The following is a 16533-nucleotide window of genomic DNA, read 5'->3' as shown; positions in this document are numbered from 1 at the left end:
TTGATTGCCTGCCAACAAAAATAACCCCTACAGGAATCGACTCATGCTCCGAAAGACACTGACCCTGGCCCCCTTGATGCTCGCCGCTTCAATCAGTCAGGCGGCGGAAACCGTCAAGATCTACAACTGGTCGGATTACATCGCGCCGGACACCACGAAGAACTTCCAGAAAGAAACCGGCATCGCCTTCACCTACGACGTCTATGACAGCAACGAAACCCTCGACGGCAAGTTGATGACCGGGAAATCCGGTTACGACGTGGTGTTCCCCTCCAACCACTTCATGGCGCGGCAGATTGAAGGCAAGGCGCTGAAGAAGCTCGACAAGAGTCAGTTACCGAACTGGAAGAATCTCAATCCGGTGCTGCTCAAGGCCTTGCAGACCAACGATCCGGGCAACGAGCACGGCTTCCCTTACCTGTGGGGCAGCACCGGCATCGGCTACAACATCGCCAAGGTTAGAGCCGTGCTGGGCGATAACGCCCCCGTGGACTCCTGGGACCTGATCTTCAAACCGGAAAACATGCAAAAGCTGCAGAAATGCGGTGTGGCCATTCTCGACAATGGTCCGGAACTGCTGCCCGCCGCACTGAACTACCTGGGACTGCCGCACCACAGCAAAAACCCGGAAGACTACAAGAAGGCCGAAGCGCTGCTGATGAAAGTCCGGCCTTATGTCAGCTACTTCCATTCGTCCAAATACACCAGCGACCTGGCCAACGGCGATATCTGCGTGGCGGTCGGGTTCTCCGGCGACATCCTGCAAGCGGAGAACCGCGCCAAAGAAGCCAACAACGGCATCGACATCGGCTACTCGATCCCCAGGGAAGGCGCAGCAATCTGGTTCGACATGGTCGCCATGCCCGCCGATGCCCCCGATGAGAAGGCCGGCTACGCCTTCATGGATTACCTGCTGCGCCCGGACGTGATGGCCGGCGTCAGTAACTATGTGCACTACGCCAATGGCAACGAACAGGCGGACAGCTTGATCGACCCGGCCATCAAGAGCGACACCAAGGTCTACCCGAGCCAGGAAATGATGGGCAAATTGTTCGCGCTCGAAGCGATGCCGCTGAACATCGACCGGGTTCGTACCCGGGTGTGGAACAAGATTCGCACCGGCAGCTGACAGGCTGCACCAGGCCATCGGGACAGGATGTCCCGTTGCGTCTTCAACCGACCGGCTCGGCCGTGCATGTCATTCGCCCCGAACCTGGCAACTGTAGCCAGGCATCGTTGCCGTCTTGCCAGAAACTGTAATTACCCCGAAAGTCCTTGCCGTTGTATTGGGTGGCGGAAACATTCGGCACCTGGACAAGGGTGACTGAAGTGTTCGCCCATTTCAGGTACAGGACACGGGGCTCGACATGGAAATACGTGGCGGCAATCAACGCGTTGAGCCCTGCGCAACGAAAGGCGACGGGGCCATCGGTGAGTCTGTGCGGATCCTTGGTTCGCACAATCGCCGAACCCTGGCGAAGCTGGTGTGCACGCTCGGCGTAACTGCGGATCGTGCAGGTCTTGGGCTCTGCCTCGGTGGCACATTGATTGCGGGCGATGACCCAGAAGCGCTGGTCGATCTCGACCTTGTCGGGGGGCGGGACCGAATGATCGTCCGTGAGCGCCAGGCGATAAAGGCGCGTCATTTCAATTTCCATCTGCTTGAGTTGCGGGTCGCGGCAGATCAGTTTCTCGATGGTTGCGCTGGCCCTGGCGCAGTCGAAGCTGGTGGCCAGGACCGTTACAGTCCCGGCATTGGCACAGGTGCTCGTCGCCGCACACGCGGTGGCGGCGAGGAGAGCGGTCAAAAGGGGCGTGACCTTTTTCATGTCGGCTTCACCCGGATCATTTCGTGAGGCCCGTCGTTAGTTCACCGGGCTGTATCGCAGTTTAAGGCAGTGTGCGAAACCTGCCACACCGCAGAGGGTTCCGGGGGGGGGGATAACACCGGTTGCGCAGCCTATCTGGAGCTGAAATTGTTAACGCCTGATGGTAATTCGGTGCCTGTAATGGCCTCTTCGCGAGCAGGCTCGCTCCCACAAGATATGTGCACAACCTTGTGGGAGCGAGCCTGCTCGCGAAGAACGATAACTCGGTATTAAGGGTGGTTACTTCATCACTTAAACATGAATAGTCGGACGATTCGTATGCCGAATAACTTATCGTTATTTAATAATTAAATTGTCGATTGTCCGACAATAACGCGCTCTCAATATTTTTTAATTCAAGACTTTCTCAGTGCGCCTAATGTTTCCGGGCGCTTCCCAAAACACACTAGATTTGATGCCAAAAAAGTAGTGGACGTTTGATTTCGAATTGTGTCAGTTTTCATTCGCCTTCAATGGACGAGTGATAGGACGATCTCGCCAGGGATTGTCGCTATCAAACAAAAACTGTTCCATAGCTAAACAAGGAAGTGTGTTTATGTCGAAAGTAAAAGACCAGGCTATTGATTCCGCCGAACAGGCGTTTTTGCCGCTGTCCGCCTTGGCGGCAAGCAGTTCTGCATTCAATCAGATCAATGGCTTCAGCCATCAGTATGATCGGGGCGGCAACCTCACGGTCAATGGCAAACCCTCGTTCTCCGTCGACCAGGCAGCCAATCAATTGCTGCGCGACGGCGCCGCTTACCAGGACAAGGACGGTAGCGGCAAAATCGAACTGACCTATACCTTCCTGACGTCGGCCTCATCGAGCACGATGAACAAGCACGGCATTACCGGGTTCAGTCAGTTCAATGCCCAGCAGAAAGCCCAGGCCGTGCTTGCCATGCAATCCTGGGCCGATGTGGCCAATGTCACCTTCGCCGAAAAGGCCAGCGGCGGCGACGGCCACATGACCTTCGGCAACTACAGCGGCGGCCAGGATGGCGCCGCGGCGTTTGCCTACCTGCCTGGCACCGGGGCGGGTTACGACGGGACGTCCTGGTACCTGATCAACAGCAGCTACACGCCCAACAAGACCCCGGACCTGAACAACTATGGCCGGCAAACCTTGACCCACGAAATCGGCCATACCCTTGGCCTGGCCCACCCCGGCGACTACAACGCCGGCGAAGGCGCACCGACCTACAATGATGCGTCCTACGGGCAAGACACTCGCGGCTACAGCGTCATGAGCTACTGGAGTGAAAGCAACACCAGCCAGAACTTCAGCAAGGGTGGCGTCGAAGCCTATTCGTCCGGCCCGCTGATGGACGATATCGCGGCTATTCAGCAGCTCTACGGTGCCAACACCACGACCCGCACCGGCGACACCACCTACGGTTTCAACTCCAACACTGGCCGCGACTTCCTGAGCGCGTCTTCGTCAGCGGACAAAGTGGTGTTTTCGGTCTGGGATGCGGGCGGCAAGGACACCCTGGATTTTTCCGGGTTTACCCAGAACCAGAAGATCAACCTCAATGAGGCGTCATTCTCCGACGTTGGCGGCCTGGTGGGTAATGTCTCCATCGCCAAGGGCGTCGCCGTCGAGAATGCCATGGGTGGTTCGGGCAATGACTTGCTGATCGGTAATAACCTGTCCAACGAGCTCAAAGGCGGTGCCGGCAACGACATCCTTTTTGGCGCTGGCGGTGCCGACAAACTGTGGGGCGGCGCGGGTTCGGACACGTTCGTGTTTGCGGCCAGCAGCGATTCCAAACCTAGTGCGGTCGACCAGATCCTCGACTTTGCCAGCGGTCTGGACAAGATAGACCTGACCGGCATCACCAACGGTGCGGGACTGCATTTTGTCAGCGCCTTCACCGGGGCGGTGGGTGACGCGGTGCTCAGCACGTCGGGCGGCAACAGCCTGTTGTCGATCGACTTCTCCGGGCATGGCGTGGCTGATTTCCTGGTCAGCACGGTGGGCCAGGCGGCGTACTCGGACATTGTCGCTTGATGTGAGGTGAACAAGGAGAGCGGCGCTCGATGCGCCGCTCTTTCTCCCTCGTGGCCCGGAGTACAAAACCCATGACGCACAGAGTCTGTTCCCCCAAGGCAAGCGCATGGCTACTGGCAGCGCTAATGATTTTTTCTGGAGAGGCAACCATGGCAAGCATTCTTAAACTGGCGGATCCGTCGGAGTTGGCCGGCACGTGGCTGGCCACGTTGAATGCCGCGCAAGACCCGGACAGATTGCCCGTCGGTGCGTCGAATGAATGCTCGATCGACCTTCGGCCAGACCAGACGTTCGGCGCTGGCGCGCCGTGCATCGCCGCTTGGCTTGGCGAGCAGGTAACCGGCTGGTTCCCCGAACCGGACGGCATTGCAATAACCGGCAAGGAAGGCTCAAAAGTCCTGTTCTTCAGCCGCCAGCACGAGGGGCTTTATCAAGGCATGTTGCAGTCGGGCCAGCGCATTACTTTCAAGCGGGCAGGGCATTAACCGCTTAACGGGTTAATCGCTAACTCCCGACACCTTATCGATCACTAAACAGTGTGGGTTAAATATAACCAGACACTGAATCGGCTGCGTGCGGACAAACTATTGGAACTTCGCCCAGGCGTGGCGATGAATATCAATTCAGGAATAACCCATGAAGATGGCGAAGGCCCCAGCCACCGCACCATTAATCAAGGCGTTGGGAGACTATAAGAGCCTCTTGATCAGCGTTGGTTGTTTTACTGCCCTGATCAATATCCTGATGTTGGCGCCCTCTATCTACATGCTGCAAGTCTATGACCGGGTACTGTCTTCGCAAAATGAAACGACGCTGGTCATGTTGTCGCTGATGATCGTCGGGTTCTTTGCCTTTATCGGTTTGTTGGAGGCGGTTCGCAGTTTCATCGTTATTCGTATCGGCAGTGAGTTAGAGCGGCGGTTTAATCTGCGTGTGTATCGGGCGGCGTTCGAGCGCAACCTGTTCAAGGGCGAAGGTCACGCCGGACAGGCGTTGGGGGATCTGACGCATATTCGTCAGTTCGTCACCGGCCCGGCGTTGTTCGCGTTCTTCGATGCACCGTGGTTTCCGGTGTACCTGTTGGTGATTTATCTGTTCAACGTCTGGCTCGGCGTCTTTGCCACGGCAGGGGCGCTGCTGCTGATTGCGCTGGCCTGGCTCAATGAGTCCATGACCAAAAAACCGTTGGGCGAAGCGGCCGTGTGTTCCCAGCAATCCAGCCAACTGGCCACCAGCCACTTGCACAACGCCGAAACCATTCAAGCCATGGGCATGCTGGGGGCGTTGCGCAACCGCTGGTTTGAGGTGCACTCACGTTTCCTCGGCTTGCAGAATCAGGCCAGCGATACCGGCGCGGTCATCAGTTCCTTGAGCAAAACCCTGCGTCTATGTTTGCAATCGCTGGTGCTGGGCCTTGGCGCGTTGCTGGTGATCAAGGGCGACATGAGCGCCGGCATGATGATTGCCGGTTCGATCCTGATGGGGCGCGTGCTGAGCCCTATCGATCAACTGATCGCCGTGTGGAAGCAATGGAGCGGTGCCAAGCTGGCTTACCACCGCCTCGACGCCTTGTTGCAAGCTTACCCGTCCAGCGACGAGGCCATGGCGCTGCCGGCGCCGAAGGGCCAGATCACCTTTGAACAGGTCAGCGCGGGACCACCGGGACAACGGGAGGCGACCCTGCACCTGGTGAGTTTCAGCCTGGCCGCGGGTGAGGTGATGGGCGTGCTTGGTACGTCGGGTTCGGGCAAATCGACACTGGCGCGGGTGCTGGTGGGTGTCTGGCCGACGCTCGGTGGGACGGTGCGGCTCGACGGTGCGGACATCCATCGCTGGAATCGGGACGACCTCGGGCCTTACATCGGCTACCTGCCACAGGACATCGAATTGTTCAGCGGCAGCATCGCGCAAAACATCGCGCGTTTCCGGGAAACCGATCCGCAAAAAGTCGTGGCCGCCGCGCAGCAGGCCGGGGTTCATGAACTGATCCTGCGCTTGCCACAAGGCTACGACACCGTGCTTGGCGATAACGGCGCAGGCCTTTCCGGCGGGCAGAAACAACGAGTGGCGCTGGCGCGGGCACTGTACGGCCAGCCGAGCCTGGTGGTGCTGGATGAGCCCAATTCCAACCTCGACACCGTGGGCGAAGCGGCGCTGGCCGGCGCCATCGCGCAGATGAAGGCCCAAGGCACCAGCGTGATTCTGGTTACCCATCGTTCCTCCGCGTTGGCCCAGGCTGACAGGTTGCTGGTGCTCAACGACGGACGCTTGCAGGCGTTCGGTGCGAGCCAGGAGGTGCTCAAGGCGCTCTCGGGGGCTCAGCAGTCCCAACAGCCAAGACCCGCGCCAGCGTCGGGCGGGCTCAGTATGAGCTGGCAGTCTCAGCCGACGACAAGGAGTTCCGGCGTATGAGCAACACCCACTCGACCCCTCAACGCGAAACGACGATGGAGCAGGGTTACCTGGCCGAACGGCCTGAACGCGACGCCCGTTACTTCGTCCGCCTCGGCTGGCTACTGGCGATCGTCGGCGCCGGCAGTTTCTTTACCTGGGCGAGCTTCGCACCTCTCGATCAGGGCATTGCGGTGCAAGGCACGGTGGTGGTGTCGGGCAAGCGCAAGGCCGTGCAGTCGATGAGCAACGGCGTGGTCAGCCAGATTCTGGTGCGCGAAGGGCAATGGGTGACTCAGGGGCAGCCGCTGTTCCGGCTCGACCAGACCCAGGTCGGCGCAGACGTGCAATCGCTGCAAGCGCAGTACCGCATGGCCTGGGCCAGCCTTGCCCGATGGCAAAGCGAGCGGGACAACCTCAAGCAGGTGAATTTCCCAGCCGAGCTGAGCAACGATCCCGACCCGCGCCTGGCGTTGGTGCTGGACGGTCAGCGCCAGTTGTTCAGCAGCCGCCGCGATGCCTTTGCCCGCGAGCAGGCCGCCTTGCGCGCCAGCATCGAAGGTGCCGGCGCGCAACTCACCGGCATGCGCCGTGCCCGCACCGACTTGAGCGCCCAGGCCGATTCCCTGCACCAGCAGCTAAGCAATCTGACGCCGCTGGCGGAAAACGGCTACATCCCGCGCAACCGATTGATGGAGTACCAGCGGCAGTTGTCGCAGGTGCAGCAACAGTTGGCGGAAAACCTTGGTGAAAGCGGCCGGGTGGAGCAGGGGATTATCGAATCGCGCCTCAAGCTGCAACAGCACATCGAGGAGTACCAGAAAGAAGTGCGCACGCAATTGGCCGATGCCCAGCTCAAGAGCGTGACACTGGAAGAACAACTGAATTCTGCCGGGTTCGATCTGCAGCACAGCGAGATCGTCGCCACGGCTGACGGCGTTGCGGTGAACCTGGGTGTGCACACGGTAGGCGCCGTGGTGCGTCAGGGGGAGAGTCTGCTGGAGATCGTGCCTCAGGACACGGGACTGGAGGTGGAAGGGCGCCTGCCGGTCAACCTCGTCGACAAGGTCGGTCCGCATCTGCCGGTGGACATCCTGTTCACCGCCTTCAACCAGAGTCGCACTCCACGTGTACCGGGCGAAGTCAGCCTGGTCTCCGCCGATCAGATGGTCGATGAGAAAACCGGCGCACCCTATTACGTGCTGCGCAGCAGTGTCAGCGACCAGGCCATGGAAAAACTCAATGGCCTGGTGATCAAGCCCGGCATGCCGGCGCAAATGTTCGTGCGCACCGGTGAGCGTTCGCTCCTCAACTATTTGTTCAAACCGCTGCTCGACCGGGCAGGCTCCGCGTTGACCGAGGAATAAGGATGTTCGGCTGTATGAATAAGCTTTCCTTGCTCGGGGCCGCATTGATGCTGCTCGCGGGTAACCCGGCCGTGGCGGCCATGGGGCCGTTCGAGATTTATGAACAGGCAATACGCAATGATCCGGTCTACCTCGGGGCCATCAAGGAGCGCGATGCAGGCCTTGAGAACCGAGTCATTGGCCGTGCCGGATTGCTGCCGAAACTGGGTTACAACTACAACAAGGGCCGCAACAGCTCCAAGGCCACTTACCTCAACGAGCGCGGGAATAACCAGAGCGATGACCGCCATTACAACAGTTACGGCTCCAGCCTGACCCTGCAACAGCCGTTGCTCGACTACGAGGCTTATGCGGCTTATCGCAAGGGGGTCGCGCAATCGCTGTTTGCCGACGAAAACTTTCGCGGCAAGAGCCAGGAATTGCTGGTGCGGGTGCTGGACAGCTACACCAAGGCGTTGTTCGCCCAGGACCAGATCGACATCGCCCAGGCCAGGAAAAAAGCCTTCGAACAGCAATTCCGGCAGAACGAGCAAATGTTCCGCCAGGGCGAGGGTACGCGCACAGACATTCTCGAAGCCGAATCTCGCTACGAACTGGCCACCGCCGAGGAAATCGAAGCGCGCAACGAACAGGATGCCTCCCTGCGTGAACTCGGTGCGCTGATTGGCGTGCCGGCGATCGACATTGCCGATTTGGCCCCACTGGATCAACACTTCCAGACCTTTACCCTGCAACCGGCCAATTACGACACCTGGCATGAGATGGCCGTGGCCAATAACCCCAACCTCGCATCCCAGCGCCAGGCGCTGGAAGTGGCGCGCTACGAGGTCGAGCGCAATCGGGCCGGGCACCTGCCGAAAGTCAGCGCCTACGCCACGGTACGCCAGAACGAATCGGAAAGCGGCAACACCTACAACCAGCGCTACGACACCAACACTATCGGCATCGAAATCAACGTACCGCTGTACGCCGGCGGGGGTGTTTCGGCATCGACCCGCCAGGCCCGCCGTGCAATGGAGCAAGCCGAGTACGAACTGGACGGCAAGACCCGACAAACCCTGATCGAGTTGCGTCGGCAATTCAGCGCCTGCCTGTCGGGCGTGAGCAAATTGCGCGCCTACCAGAAAGCCCTGGTCTCCGCCGAAGCGCTGGTGGTCTCGACCCGGCAAAGCATCCTCGGCGGCGAGCGGGTCAACCTCGATGAGCTGAACGCCGAACAACAACTGTTCACCACCCGCCGCGACCTGGCCCAGGCCCGTTATGACTATCTGATGGCCTGGACCAAATTGCATTACTACGCCGGGACCCTGAGTGAGCAGGACCTGGCCAGGGTTGATGAAGCGTTCGGACAAGGGCCGGGAACCCGATAGCGTTCGTATCCGCGTAACAGACTTGAGCACTGGAGGCTCCGGGGCGCCTCGCGATCGAGGGGTTCCGGCTGTGAGCTATCTCTGACAATTCCAACAAAGAGAGAGGCAATACCCATGGGTGTGTACGACTACAAGAACCTTGGTACAGCAGACGCCAAAGCGTTGTTCACCGACGCGATGGCAATCACGCTGTATTCCTATCACAACCTCGATAACGGCTTCGCCACCGGTTACCAGCACAATGGTTTCGGCTTGGGCCTGCCCGCCACGTTGGTGACTGCGCTGATCGGTGGCACCGATTCCCAGGGGGCGATTCCCGGTATTCCCTGGAACCCCGACTCGGAGAAAGCCGCGCTGGACGCCGTGAAGAAAGCCGGTTGGACACCTGTCACCGCCGCACAGTTGGGTTATGACGGCAAAGTCGATGCCCGGGGAACCTTCTTCGGCGAAAAGGCCGGCTACACCAGTGCCCAGGTGGAAATCCTCGGCAAATACGATGCCCAGGGGCACCTCACGGAAATCGGCGTCGCCTTTCGCGGTACCAGTGGCCCTCGTGAAAGCCAGATCAGTGACTCCATCGGCGATGTCATCAATGATTTGTTGGCGGCATTGGGCCCGAAGGATTACGCAAAAAACTATGCGGGTGAAGCGTTCGGCAAGCTGTTCGCCGACGTCGCGGCGTTTGCCCAGGCCAACGGGTTGTCCGGCAAGGATGTGCTGGTCAGCGGTCACAGCCTTGGCGGGTTGGCGGTCAACAGCCTGGCGGATTTGAGTGGTGAAAAATGGGGCGGCTTCTTCCAGGATTCCAACTACATCGCCTATGCCTCGCCGACGCAGGGCAGCAGCGACAAGGTGCTGAACGTCGGCTACGAAAACGATCCGGTGTTCCGCGCACTGGACGGCTCGGCATTCAACCTGTCATCGGTCGGCGTGCACGATGCCAATCAAGCCTCGGCCACCAATAACATTGTCAGTTTCAACGACCACTATGCGTCGGCCGCCTGGAATCTGCTGCCGTTTTCCATCCTCAACATCCCGACCTGGATTTCCCATTTGCCGACCGGTTATGGCGACGGCATGACCCGGGTACTGGAATCCGGGTTCTACAACCTCACCAGCAAAGACTCCACCATCGTCGTTGCCAACCTTTCGGACCCGGCACGGGCCAACACCTGGGTCCAGGACCTGAACCGCAATGCCGAGACCCACAAGGGCAGCACCTTCATCATCGGCAGCGACGGCAATGACCTGATCCAGGGCGGCAAAGGCAACGACTATCTGGAAGGCCGCGATGGCAATGACACCTTTCGCGATGCCGGTGGCTACAACATCCTGTCGGGCGGCAAGGGCCACAATGTGCTGGATTTGCAGCAATCGGTGAAGAACTTCGATTTTGCCAACGACGGTGCCGGCAACCTGTACATCCGCGATGCCAATGGCGGCATCAGCATTACCCGTGACATCGGCAGCATCGTGAGCAAGGAGCCGGGCTTTTTATGGGGGCTGTTCAAGGATGACGTGACCCACAGCGTCACCGTCAACGGGCTGGCGGCCGGCAACCAGCTGACTCAGTACGTGTCGTCGGTAAACGGCGGTGCGGGCAACGATACGCTCAAGGCACAGGTGGACGGCAATTGGTTGTTCGGCCTCGACGGCAACGATCATTTGATCGGTGGCAAAGGCAACGACGTGCTGGTCGGCGGGGCTGGCAACGATCTGTTGGAATCGGGGGGCGGGATCGATACCTTCCTGTTCAGCGGCGCGTTTGGCCACGACCGGGTGCTGGGCTATCAGGCGAACGACAAACTGGTGTTTCTCGGGGTGCAAGGCGTGGCGCCGAACGACGACTTGCGGGCCCATGCCACGGCGGTGGGGCAGGATACCGTACTGAGCTTTGGTAATGATTCGGTGACGCTGGTCGGGGTGGGGCTGGATGGTTTGTCTGGTTCGGGGATTGTGATCGGCTGACAGGGCCTCTTCGCGAGCAGGCTCGCTCCCACAGGAGTATGCAGTCCAATGTGGGAGCGAGCCTGCTCGCGAAGAACGATAACTCGGTCCCTAGTCTTCCTTGCGAATCGTCGACACTTCATCCGCCTTGACCTTGACCTTCGCCCCGGAAATATCCTCGAATTCGAAGAAGCCATCCTTGGTTTTGGTTTTCGGCATGTCCTTGGTCAAATACTGGGTGCCGTTCTGCAGGGTCACAACGGTTGGCGTCGAGCAGCCGGTCAGCATCATGAAAGCTGCCGCCGCCAAGGGATAACCCAGAGTCTTGATGTTCATAACCGCCTCTAAAACACTTCAAAAATTCGTTGCGACTGTCGCGCACGACAGCACCTCTATTGCGGTTGGTGCCACGTAAACGCAGAAAGTTCGATGGATCGAAAAAATTAACTGACAGCCCCCTCCACCCATCCTTTTCCGATTGCGCCGGGCAGGGTGTTGCTGGTATCTGTACGCATAACCAGTACTCGCTCGCCATGGTCCATTTACCCGTGACTGCAAACCCGCTCGACGATCCGTTCTATTACCTCAACAATTTCATGCAAGTGCTTGATTGGCTTGAGCATCGCTATGGCGATGTGCTGAGCGTCGAGGAGCAACGGTTCATTGCCGACTTCAATGACCTGTCCCGTGAATCCCGGGCACTACTGGTCAGGATGGTGATGCGCAAGGGCATTCATTTCAGGCGCAGCAAACTGCATTACGCCGAAATCGGTGACATCGCCAGCGCAGCCGAACCCCTCGTGGCACTGGGCTGGCTCGATGAACAATTACCATTGTCGGTCGAGGCGCTGTTCGAGGTATTGCTCAAGGCCGAAATCGTTGAATGCCTGGGCAGCGCCATCGTCCAGCCCAAGGGCAAAAAGGCTGAGTGGCTACCGGCGCTGATCGAGCACTTTCCCGAGACGCGCAGCTTTGATCAATGGTGCCCGTCGCTGAACGACCGCTTGTTCAGTTTGACCATCATGGACCTGTGCGATCGCTTGCGCCTGATGTTTTTCGGCAATCTTTACCAGGACTGGTCCGAATTCGTGCTGGCCGACCTTGGGATCTTCACCTACGAAAAAGTCGAGTTTTGCTCCGATTCCCGGGGATTGCGCAGCCGCGAGGACGTGGATGCCTGCCTGTTCCTTCACCAATGCCAGCAGCATTTCGAGGCTGGCGAGGCAGTGGTCGGGATCGTTGAGCAGATCAACGGGTTGACGCTGAGCAATCCCTGGCTGCAAAGGCGTCGTGAGAAACTGCTGTTCCAGATCGCCCAGCACTGCGAACGCCTGGCGGATTTCTCCACGGCGCTGGCGCTGTACCGTCAATGCGCCTACCCCGGTGCACGCCAGCGGTTGATCCGCGTGCTGGAACGCTGCGAGGAATACGAGCTGGCGCTGGAGCTCGCCACCCAGGCCGAACAATCGCCACAAAGCGCCGCCGAACATCAGCAGGTGTTGCGCATCTTGCCCCGGTTGCGACGCAAACTGGGCGGGCCGCCGGTGAAACGCGCGTCTGCGCGGGAAATGCTGCGTCTGGAGCTGCAATTGCCCCGGACCGACCCGGTGATGTCGGTGGAGTATTACGTTCAGGCGCATCTGGCCGAAGATTCGGCACCCGTGCATTACGTTGAAAACAGCCTGGTCAACTCACTGTTCGGCCTGCTCTGCTGGCCAGCCATTTTCGCGCCGCTGCCTGGGGCCTTTTTCCACCCGTTCCAGCGCGGCCCGGCGGACCTGCTCAACGAGGATTTCCATGAGCGACGGGTTGACTTGTTCCAGGCCTGTCTTGCCGAGCTCGACGATGGGCGTTACCAGCAAACCATCCGAAAGCGTTACGTCGAAAAATGGGGCGTGCAGTCACCCTTCGTATTCTGGAACGTACTGAACGACGAATTGCTGGAACAAGCCCTGGATTGCCTGCCGGCCGAGCACCTCAAGCACTGGTTCAACCGGCTGTTGCTCGACATCAGGGCGAATCGCGCCGGGATGCCGGACCTCATCCAGTTCTGGCCGCAGAAAAAGACCTACCGCATGATCGAAGTCAAGGGCCCGGGGGATCGCCTGCAGGACAACCAGCTGCGCTGGCTGGAGTTCTGTCATGAACACCACATGCCGATTGCCGTGTGCTACGTGCAATGGGCGGAGCAGGGCGCTTGAGCTACAGCATCGCGGTGCGGGCACTGTGTGAGTTCACCGCCAAGGCCGGCGACCTCGACCTGCGCTTCACACCCTCGCCGACCGCCCTGGAGGGCATCGTCGGGCATCGCACCGTGGCCTCCCGGCGCAGCGAGGGCTATCAGAGCGAAGTGGCACTGGAAGGCCTGTACCGGAATCTGACAGTCAAGGGCAGGGCGGATGGCTACGATCCCGCGCAAAACTGCCTGGAAGAGGTCAAGACCTACCGTGGCGACTTGAGCAAACAACCGGCCAATCACCGCCAACTGCACTGGGCCCAAGCGAAAATCTACGGCTGGCTGATGTGCTGCAAACTTGAGCTCGCGCAGATCAATCTCGCGTTGGTGTACTTCGACATCGCCAGTGAAAAGGAAACCTGCCTGGTCGAGACCTTCAGCGCTGCCCAGTTGCAGCCATTCTTCGAGCTGCATTGCGCACTGTTCCTGAATTGGGCCGAGCAGGAAATGGTCCATCGCGAGGGGCGAAATCGGGCGGCACAAGCGTTGGCGTTTCCCCATGCCGACTTTCGACCGGGCCAGCGTCATCTCGCCGAATCGGTGTTCAAGGCCGTCAGCACCGGCCGCTGCCTGATGGCCCAGGCACCGACGGGGATTGGCAAGACCGTTGGCACCTTGTTCCCGATGCTCAAGGCCCTCGCGCCGCAGCAACTGGACAAGGTGTTCTTTCTCACGGCGAAAACCCCGGGGCGCAAACTGGCACTGGACGCGGCGCAGGTGATCCTTAAAAGTGCTGATGCACCGCCCTTGCGCGTGCTGGAGATGATTGCCCGGGACAAGGCCTGCGAGCATCCGGACAAGGCTTGCCATGGGGAGTCCTGTCCATTGGCCCAGGGTTTCTACGACCGTCTGCCGGCCGCACGCCAGGCTGCCAGCGAAGTGAACCTGCTTGACCAGGATGCATTGCGCCGGATCGCCCTGGACCACGGGGTATGTCCGTACTACCTGAGTCAGGAAATGGCCCGCTGGGTCGATGTGGTGGTTGCCGATTACAACTATTACTTCGACTTCAGCGCCTTGCTGTTCGGGCTGGCACAGGCCAACCAATGGAAGGTCGCGGTACTGGTGGACGAGGCCCACAACCTGGTGGAGCGCGGCCGTCAGATGTACAGCGCCAGTCTTGATCAAGCGACCCTCAACGCTGTACGAAAAACCGCCCCCGAGCCGTTGAAAAAGCCCTTGCAGCGGGTCAATCGCGAATGGAATGCCTTGCATGATCAGCAACAGGGCACCTATCAGGCTTATGACAAGGCCCCGGAGAAACTGCTCCAGGCACTCTCATCCTGCAGTGCCAGCATCGGCGACTACCTCAACGATCACCCGCAAGGACTGGACAGCACGCTCCAGGGCTTTTATTTCGACCTGTTGCAGTTCGGACGGGTGGCCGAGCTCTTCGACGAACACTTCCTGTTCGATATCAGCAAACGCGAGCTTGAGCGCAAACGACAACTCTCGCAGCTGTGCCTGCGCAACGTGGTGCCAGCCCGCTTCATCGGACCTCGCCTGACAGCGGCACGCAGTACTGTGCTGTTCTCGGCAACACTCAGTCCGCGTCACTATTACGCCGATCTGCTGGGGACTCCGGCGAATACGGTGTGCATCGACGTTGAATCGCCGTTTGACGCCGACCAGTTGCAAGTGCATATCGTCAGCCGGATCTCCACTCGGTTCGCCCATCGCCAGGCGTCCGTGGCGCCGATTGTTGAATTGATCGCCAATCAGTTCAGCCAGCGCCCCGGCAACTACCTGGCGTTTTTCAGCAGCTTTGATTATTTGCAGCAAGTGTCGCAGTCACTGGCCGAACGTTATCCAGGGATCAACCTGTGGTCGCAGTCCCGAGGCATGGCGGAGGCACAACGCCAGGAATTTCTCGACCGGTTCACCGAAGGCGGCGAGGGCATCGGTTTTGCGGTATTGGGCGGGGCATTCGGCGAAGGCATCGACTTGCCCGGCGCGCGGCTGATCGGTGCGTTCATCGCCACCCTGGGGCTGGCGCAATTCAATCCGGTCAATGAGCAGATGAAAGGCCGCATGGCCGCGATTTTCGGTGCCGGTTACGACTACACCTACCTGTTTCCCGGTGTGCAGAAAGTGGTGCAGGCCGCGGGCAGGGTGATTCGTACACAACAGGACCAAGGGGTGGTGATGCTGATCGATGATCGCTTTGGCGAGAGCAAGGTCAGGCAATTGTTGCCGCGCTGGTGGTCGATCGAACCGACGCTTTTTCATTCGGCGAGGTAGGAATTTTTACCTTAAAAAACATCGACATGCCTTGATCAAATCATCCATTTGATCAAATAGCGAAAGCACACTTTATTGATAGGGCTGGTGACCGGATCACCCAACTATTTGATAAGGAAATCAAACCATGTCGCAAACATCGAAATACACCTACACCTCTGACCAGGTCACTGCTGCATTCAGTGAAATAAGCGCAACGCTGTTCGATGGCAAAACGGTGGAACCCATCCCCAAGCTACTGGCTGTTGTCGGGTTGGAATCTTCAGGTAAAACCTACCTGCTTGAAAAGGCCCTCCTGCCAACGCAGCGCTACACCAATTACGTTCGGCTGTACCTGCCTCAATACCGCAAGAAACACCCCCAATATGAAGACATGATCAAAGAGGGTGTCTTGCATGCTTATGAACATACGGAGTCGTTTGTGCGAGAGGTCTGCACGATGATCTTCACCAAGGCCTTCACCGGCAAATACAACATCATCATGGAGTCAGCCTTCGACAATATCGACCTCGTGTCCTTTCCTCCTTTGGCGACGGCCAGCGGGTATCAATTCGAGACCCACATCGTTGGTTGTACTCAAGAGTTTGCCCACGTGTCGAGTTTCAAAAGGGCGCTCAAAAGTCTGCAAAACAATGAAATGGAGAGATTTCTCTCCGTGTCGAAGCTGGATGCCAGCGTGAGCCATGCCAAGGCAATCCTTGTGGCCCTGGAAAACGCGGCGAAGGCGATCAGTGGCTCCCGGATCAACCTGTACGAGCGCGGTTTCGGGCCTCTGAAGGAGCGGACCCAGGTTGCCCACAGCACGTATTCAAAAGCCGCAGACGGTAAAGTCACCACTACGACAACCAAGGTCGATTTTTCGTACGACGCGTACTCCAGCATTATCGAGAACCACGTTTTCGCAGTGAGCGATCGTAATGAAATGATCAAAGAGTGCCAGTTGGCACTGTTCCAGGCGGCGATTCTTGCCGAGAAAGTTCCGGACTTCGTCTATAACGAGCTGAACGCCTACATCGTTAAATACGTCAATCGATAGCGCTTGCCCGGCTGTCCAAACGGCTAATCTGTCGCATACTCCAGACATACAATTCTGATGCGA

At 58.8% G+C, this 16533-nt stretch carries 12 protein-coding genes; 10 read left to right on the top strand and 2 right to left on the bottom strand.

Annotated features, from left to right (window positions below; genetic code table 11):
• Nucleotides 1–43 precede the first annotated feature (43 nt).
• Nucleotides 44–1129, top strand: a complete 1086-nt coding sequence (locus LAB08_RS15010) for a polyamine ABC transporter substrate-binding protein (protein ID WP_096511349.1) — start codon at nucleotides 44–46, stop codon at nucleotides 1127–1129.
• A 43-nt stretch (nucleotides 1130–1172) separates the two neighbouring features.
• Here LAB08_RS15010 and LAB08_RS15005 read toward each other — a convergent pair whose 3' ends face one another.
• Complete coding sequence (locus LAB08_RS15005; RefSeq protein ID WP_096511351.1) at nucleotides 1173–1829, bottom strand: MliC family protein; 657 nt, start codon at nucleotides 1827–1829, stop codon at nucleotides 1173–1175.
• Between the two features lie 595 nt (nucleotides 1830–2424).
• Between LAB08_RS15005 and LAB08_RS15000 the strand changes: the two genes are divergently transcribed.
• The 6 genes from LAB08_RS15000 (at nucleotide 2425) to LAB08_RS14975 (ending at nucleotide 10978) form a co-directional block, all read left to right on the top strand.
• Nucleotides 2425–3882, top strand: coding sequence for a serralysin family metalloprotease (locus LAB08_RS15000; RefSeq protein WP_096511353.1), 1458 nt, complete (start codon nucleotides 2425–2427; stop codon nucleotides 3880–3882).
• A gap of 71 nt (nucleotides 3883–3953) precedes the next feature.
• On the top strand, nucleotides 3954–4367 hold the full coding sequence (locus LAB08_RS14995) for an AprI/Inh family metalloprotease inhibitor (RefSeq protein WP_096515379.1): 414 nt from the start codon (nucleotides 3954–3956) through the stop codon (nucleotides 4365–4367).
• A 151-nt stretch (nucleotides 4368–4518) separates the two neighbouring features.
• The gene (locus LAB08_RS14990) at nucleotides 4519–6294 is read left to right on the top strand and encodes a type I secretion system permease/ATPase (protein ID WP_096511354.1); all 1776 of its coding nucleotides are present in this window, start codon (nucleotides 4519–4521) and stop codon (nucleotides 6292–6294) included.
• Nucleotides 6291–7640 (top strand): HlyD family type I secretion periplasmic adaptor subunit, encoded by a 1350-nt coding sequence (locus tag LAB08_RS14985; protein WP_436799348.1) that lies wholly within the window; start codon nucleotides 6291–6293, stop codon nucleotides 7638–7640. The genes LAB08_RS14990 and LAB08_RS14985 overlap by 4 nt, the downstream gene beginning before the upstream one ends.
• A 2-nt stretch (nucleotides 7641–7642) precedes the next feature.
• Complete coding sequence (locus LAB08_RS14980) at nucleotides 7643–9010, top strand: TolC family outer membrane protein (protein WP_096511356.1); 1368 nt, start codon at nucleotides 7643–7645, stop codon at nucleotides 9008–9010.
• A gap of 114 nt (nucleotides 9011–9124) precedes the next feature.
• Complete coding sequence (locus tag LAB08_RS14975) at nucleotides 9125–10978, top strand: polyurethane esterase (protein ID WP_096511358.1); 1854 nt, start codon at nucleotides 9125–9127, stop codon at nucleotides 10976–10978.
• A gap of 90 nt (nucleotides 10979–11068) precedes the next feature.
• Here the strand turns inward: LAB08_RS14975 and LAB08_RS14970 are convergent, their stop codons facing one another.
• Entirely contained in the window at nucleotides 11069–11293 is a 225-nt protein-coding gene (locus LAB08_RS14970) for a YgdI/YgdR family lipoprotein (RefSeq protein WP_096511360.1), read from the bottom strand.
• Nucleotides 11294–11490: 197 nt separating this feature from the next.
• Here LAB08_RS14970 and LAB08_RS14965 point away from each other — a divergent pair, with 197 nt between their 5' ends.
• From LAB08_RS14965 to LAB08_RS14955, 3 genes are all read left to right on the top strand, one after another.
• Nucleotides 11491–13158, top strand: a complete 1668-nt coding sequence (locus tag LAB08_RS14965) for a VRR-NUC domain-containing protein (protein WP_096511362.1) — start codon at nucleotides 11491–11493, stop codon at nucleotides 13156–13158.
• The gene (locus tag LAB08_RS14960; protein WP_096515383.1) at nucleotides 13155–15434 is read left to right on the top strand and encodes an ATP-dependent DNA helicase; all 2280 of its coding nucleotides are present in this window, start codon (nucleotides 13155–13157) and stop codon (nucleotides 15432–15434) included. Before LAB08_RS14965 ends, LAB08_RS14960 begins: the two co-directional genes overlap by 4 nt.
• A gap of 127 nt (nucleotides 15435–15561) precedes the next feature.
• On the top strand, nucleotides 15562–16470 hold the full coding sequence (locus LAB08_RS14955; RefSeq protein ID WP_096511364.1) for a zeta toxin family protein: 909 nt from the start codon (nucleotides 15562–15564) through the stop codon (nucleotides 16468–16470).
• Nucleotides 16471–16533: the final 63 nt, after the last annotated feature.

The organism is Pseudomonas izuensis (genome assembly GCF_002356535.2).
Classification (GTDB): Bacteria; Pseudomonadota; Gammaproteobacteria; order Pseudomonadales; family Pseudomonadaceae; genus Aquipseudomonas; species Aquipseudomonas izuensis.
This window is presented reverse-complemented; position numbering and strand designations above follow the sequence as displayed.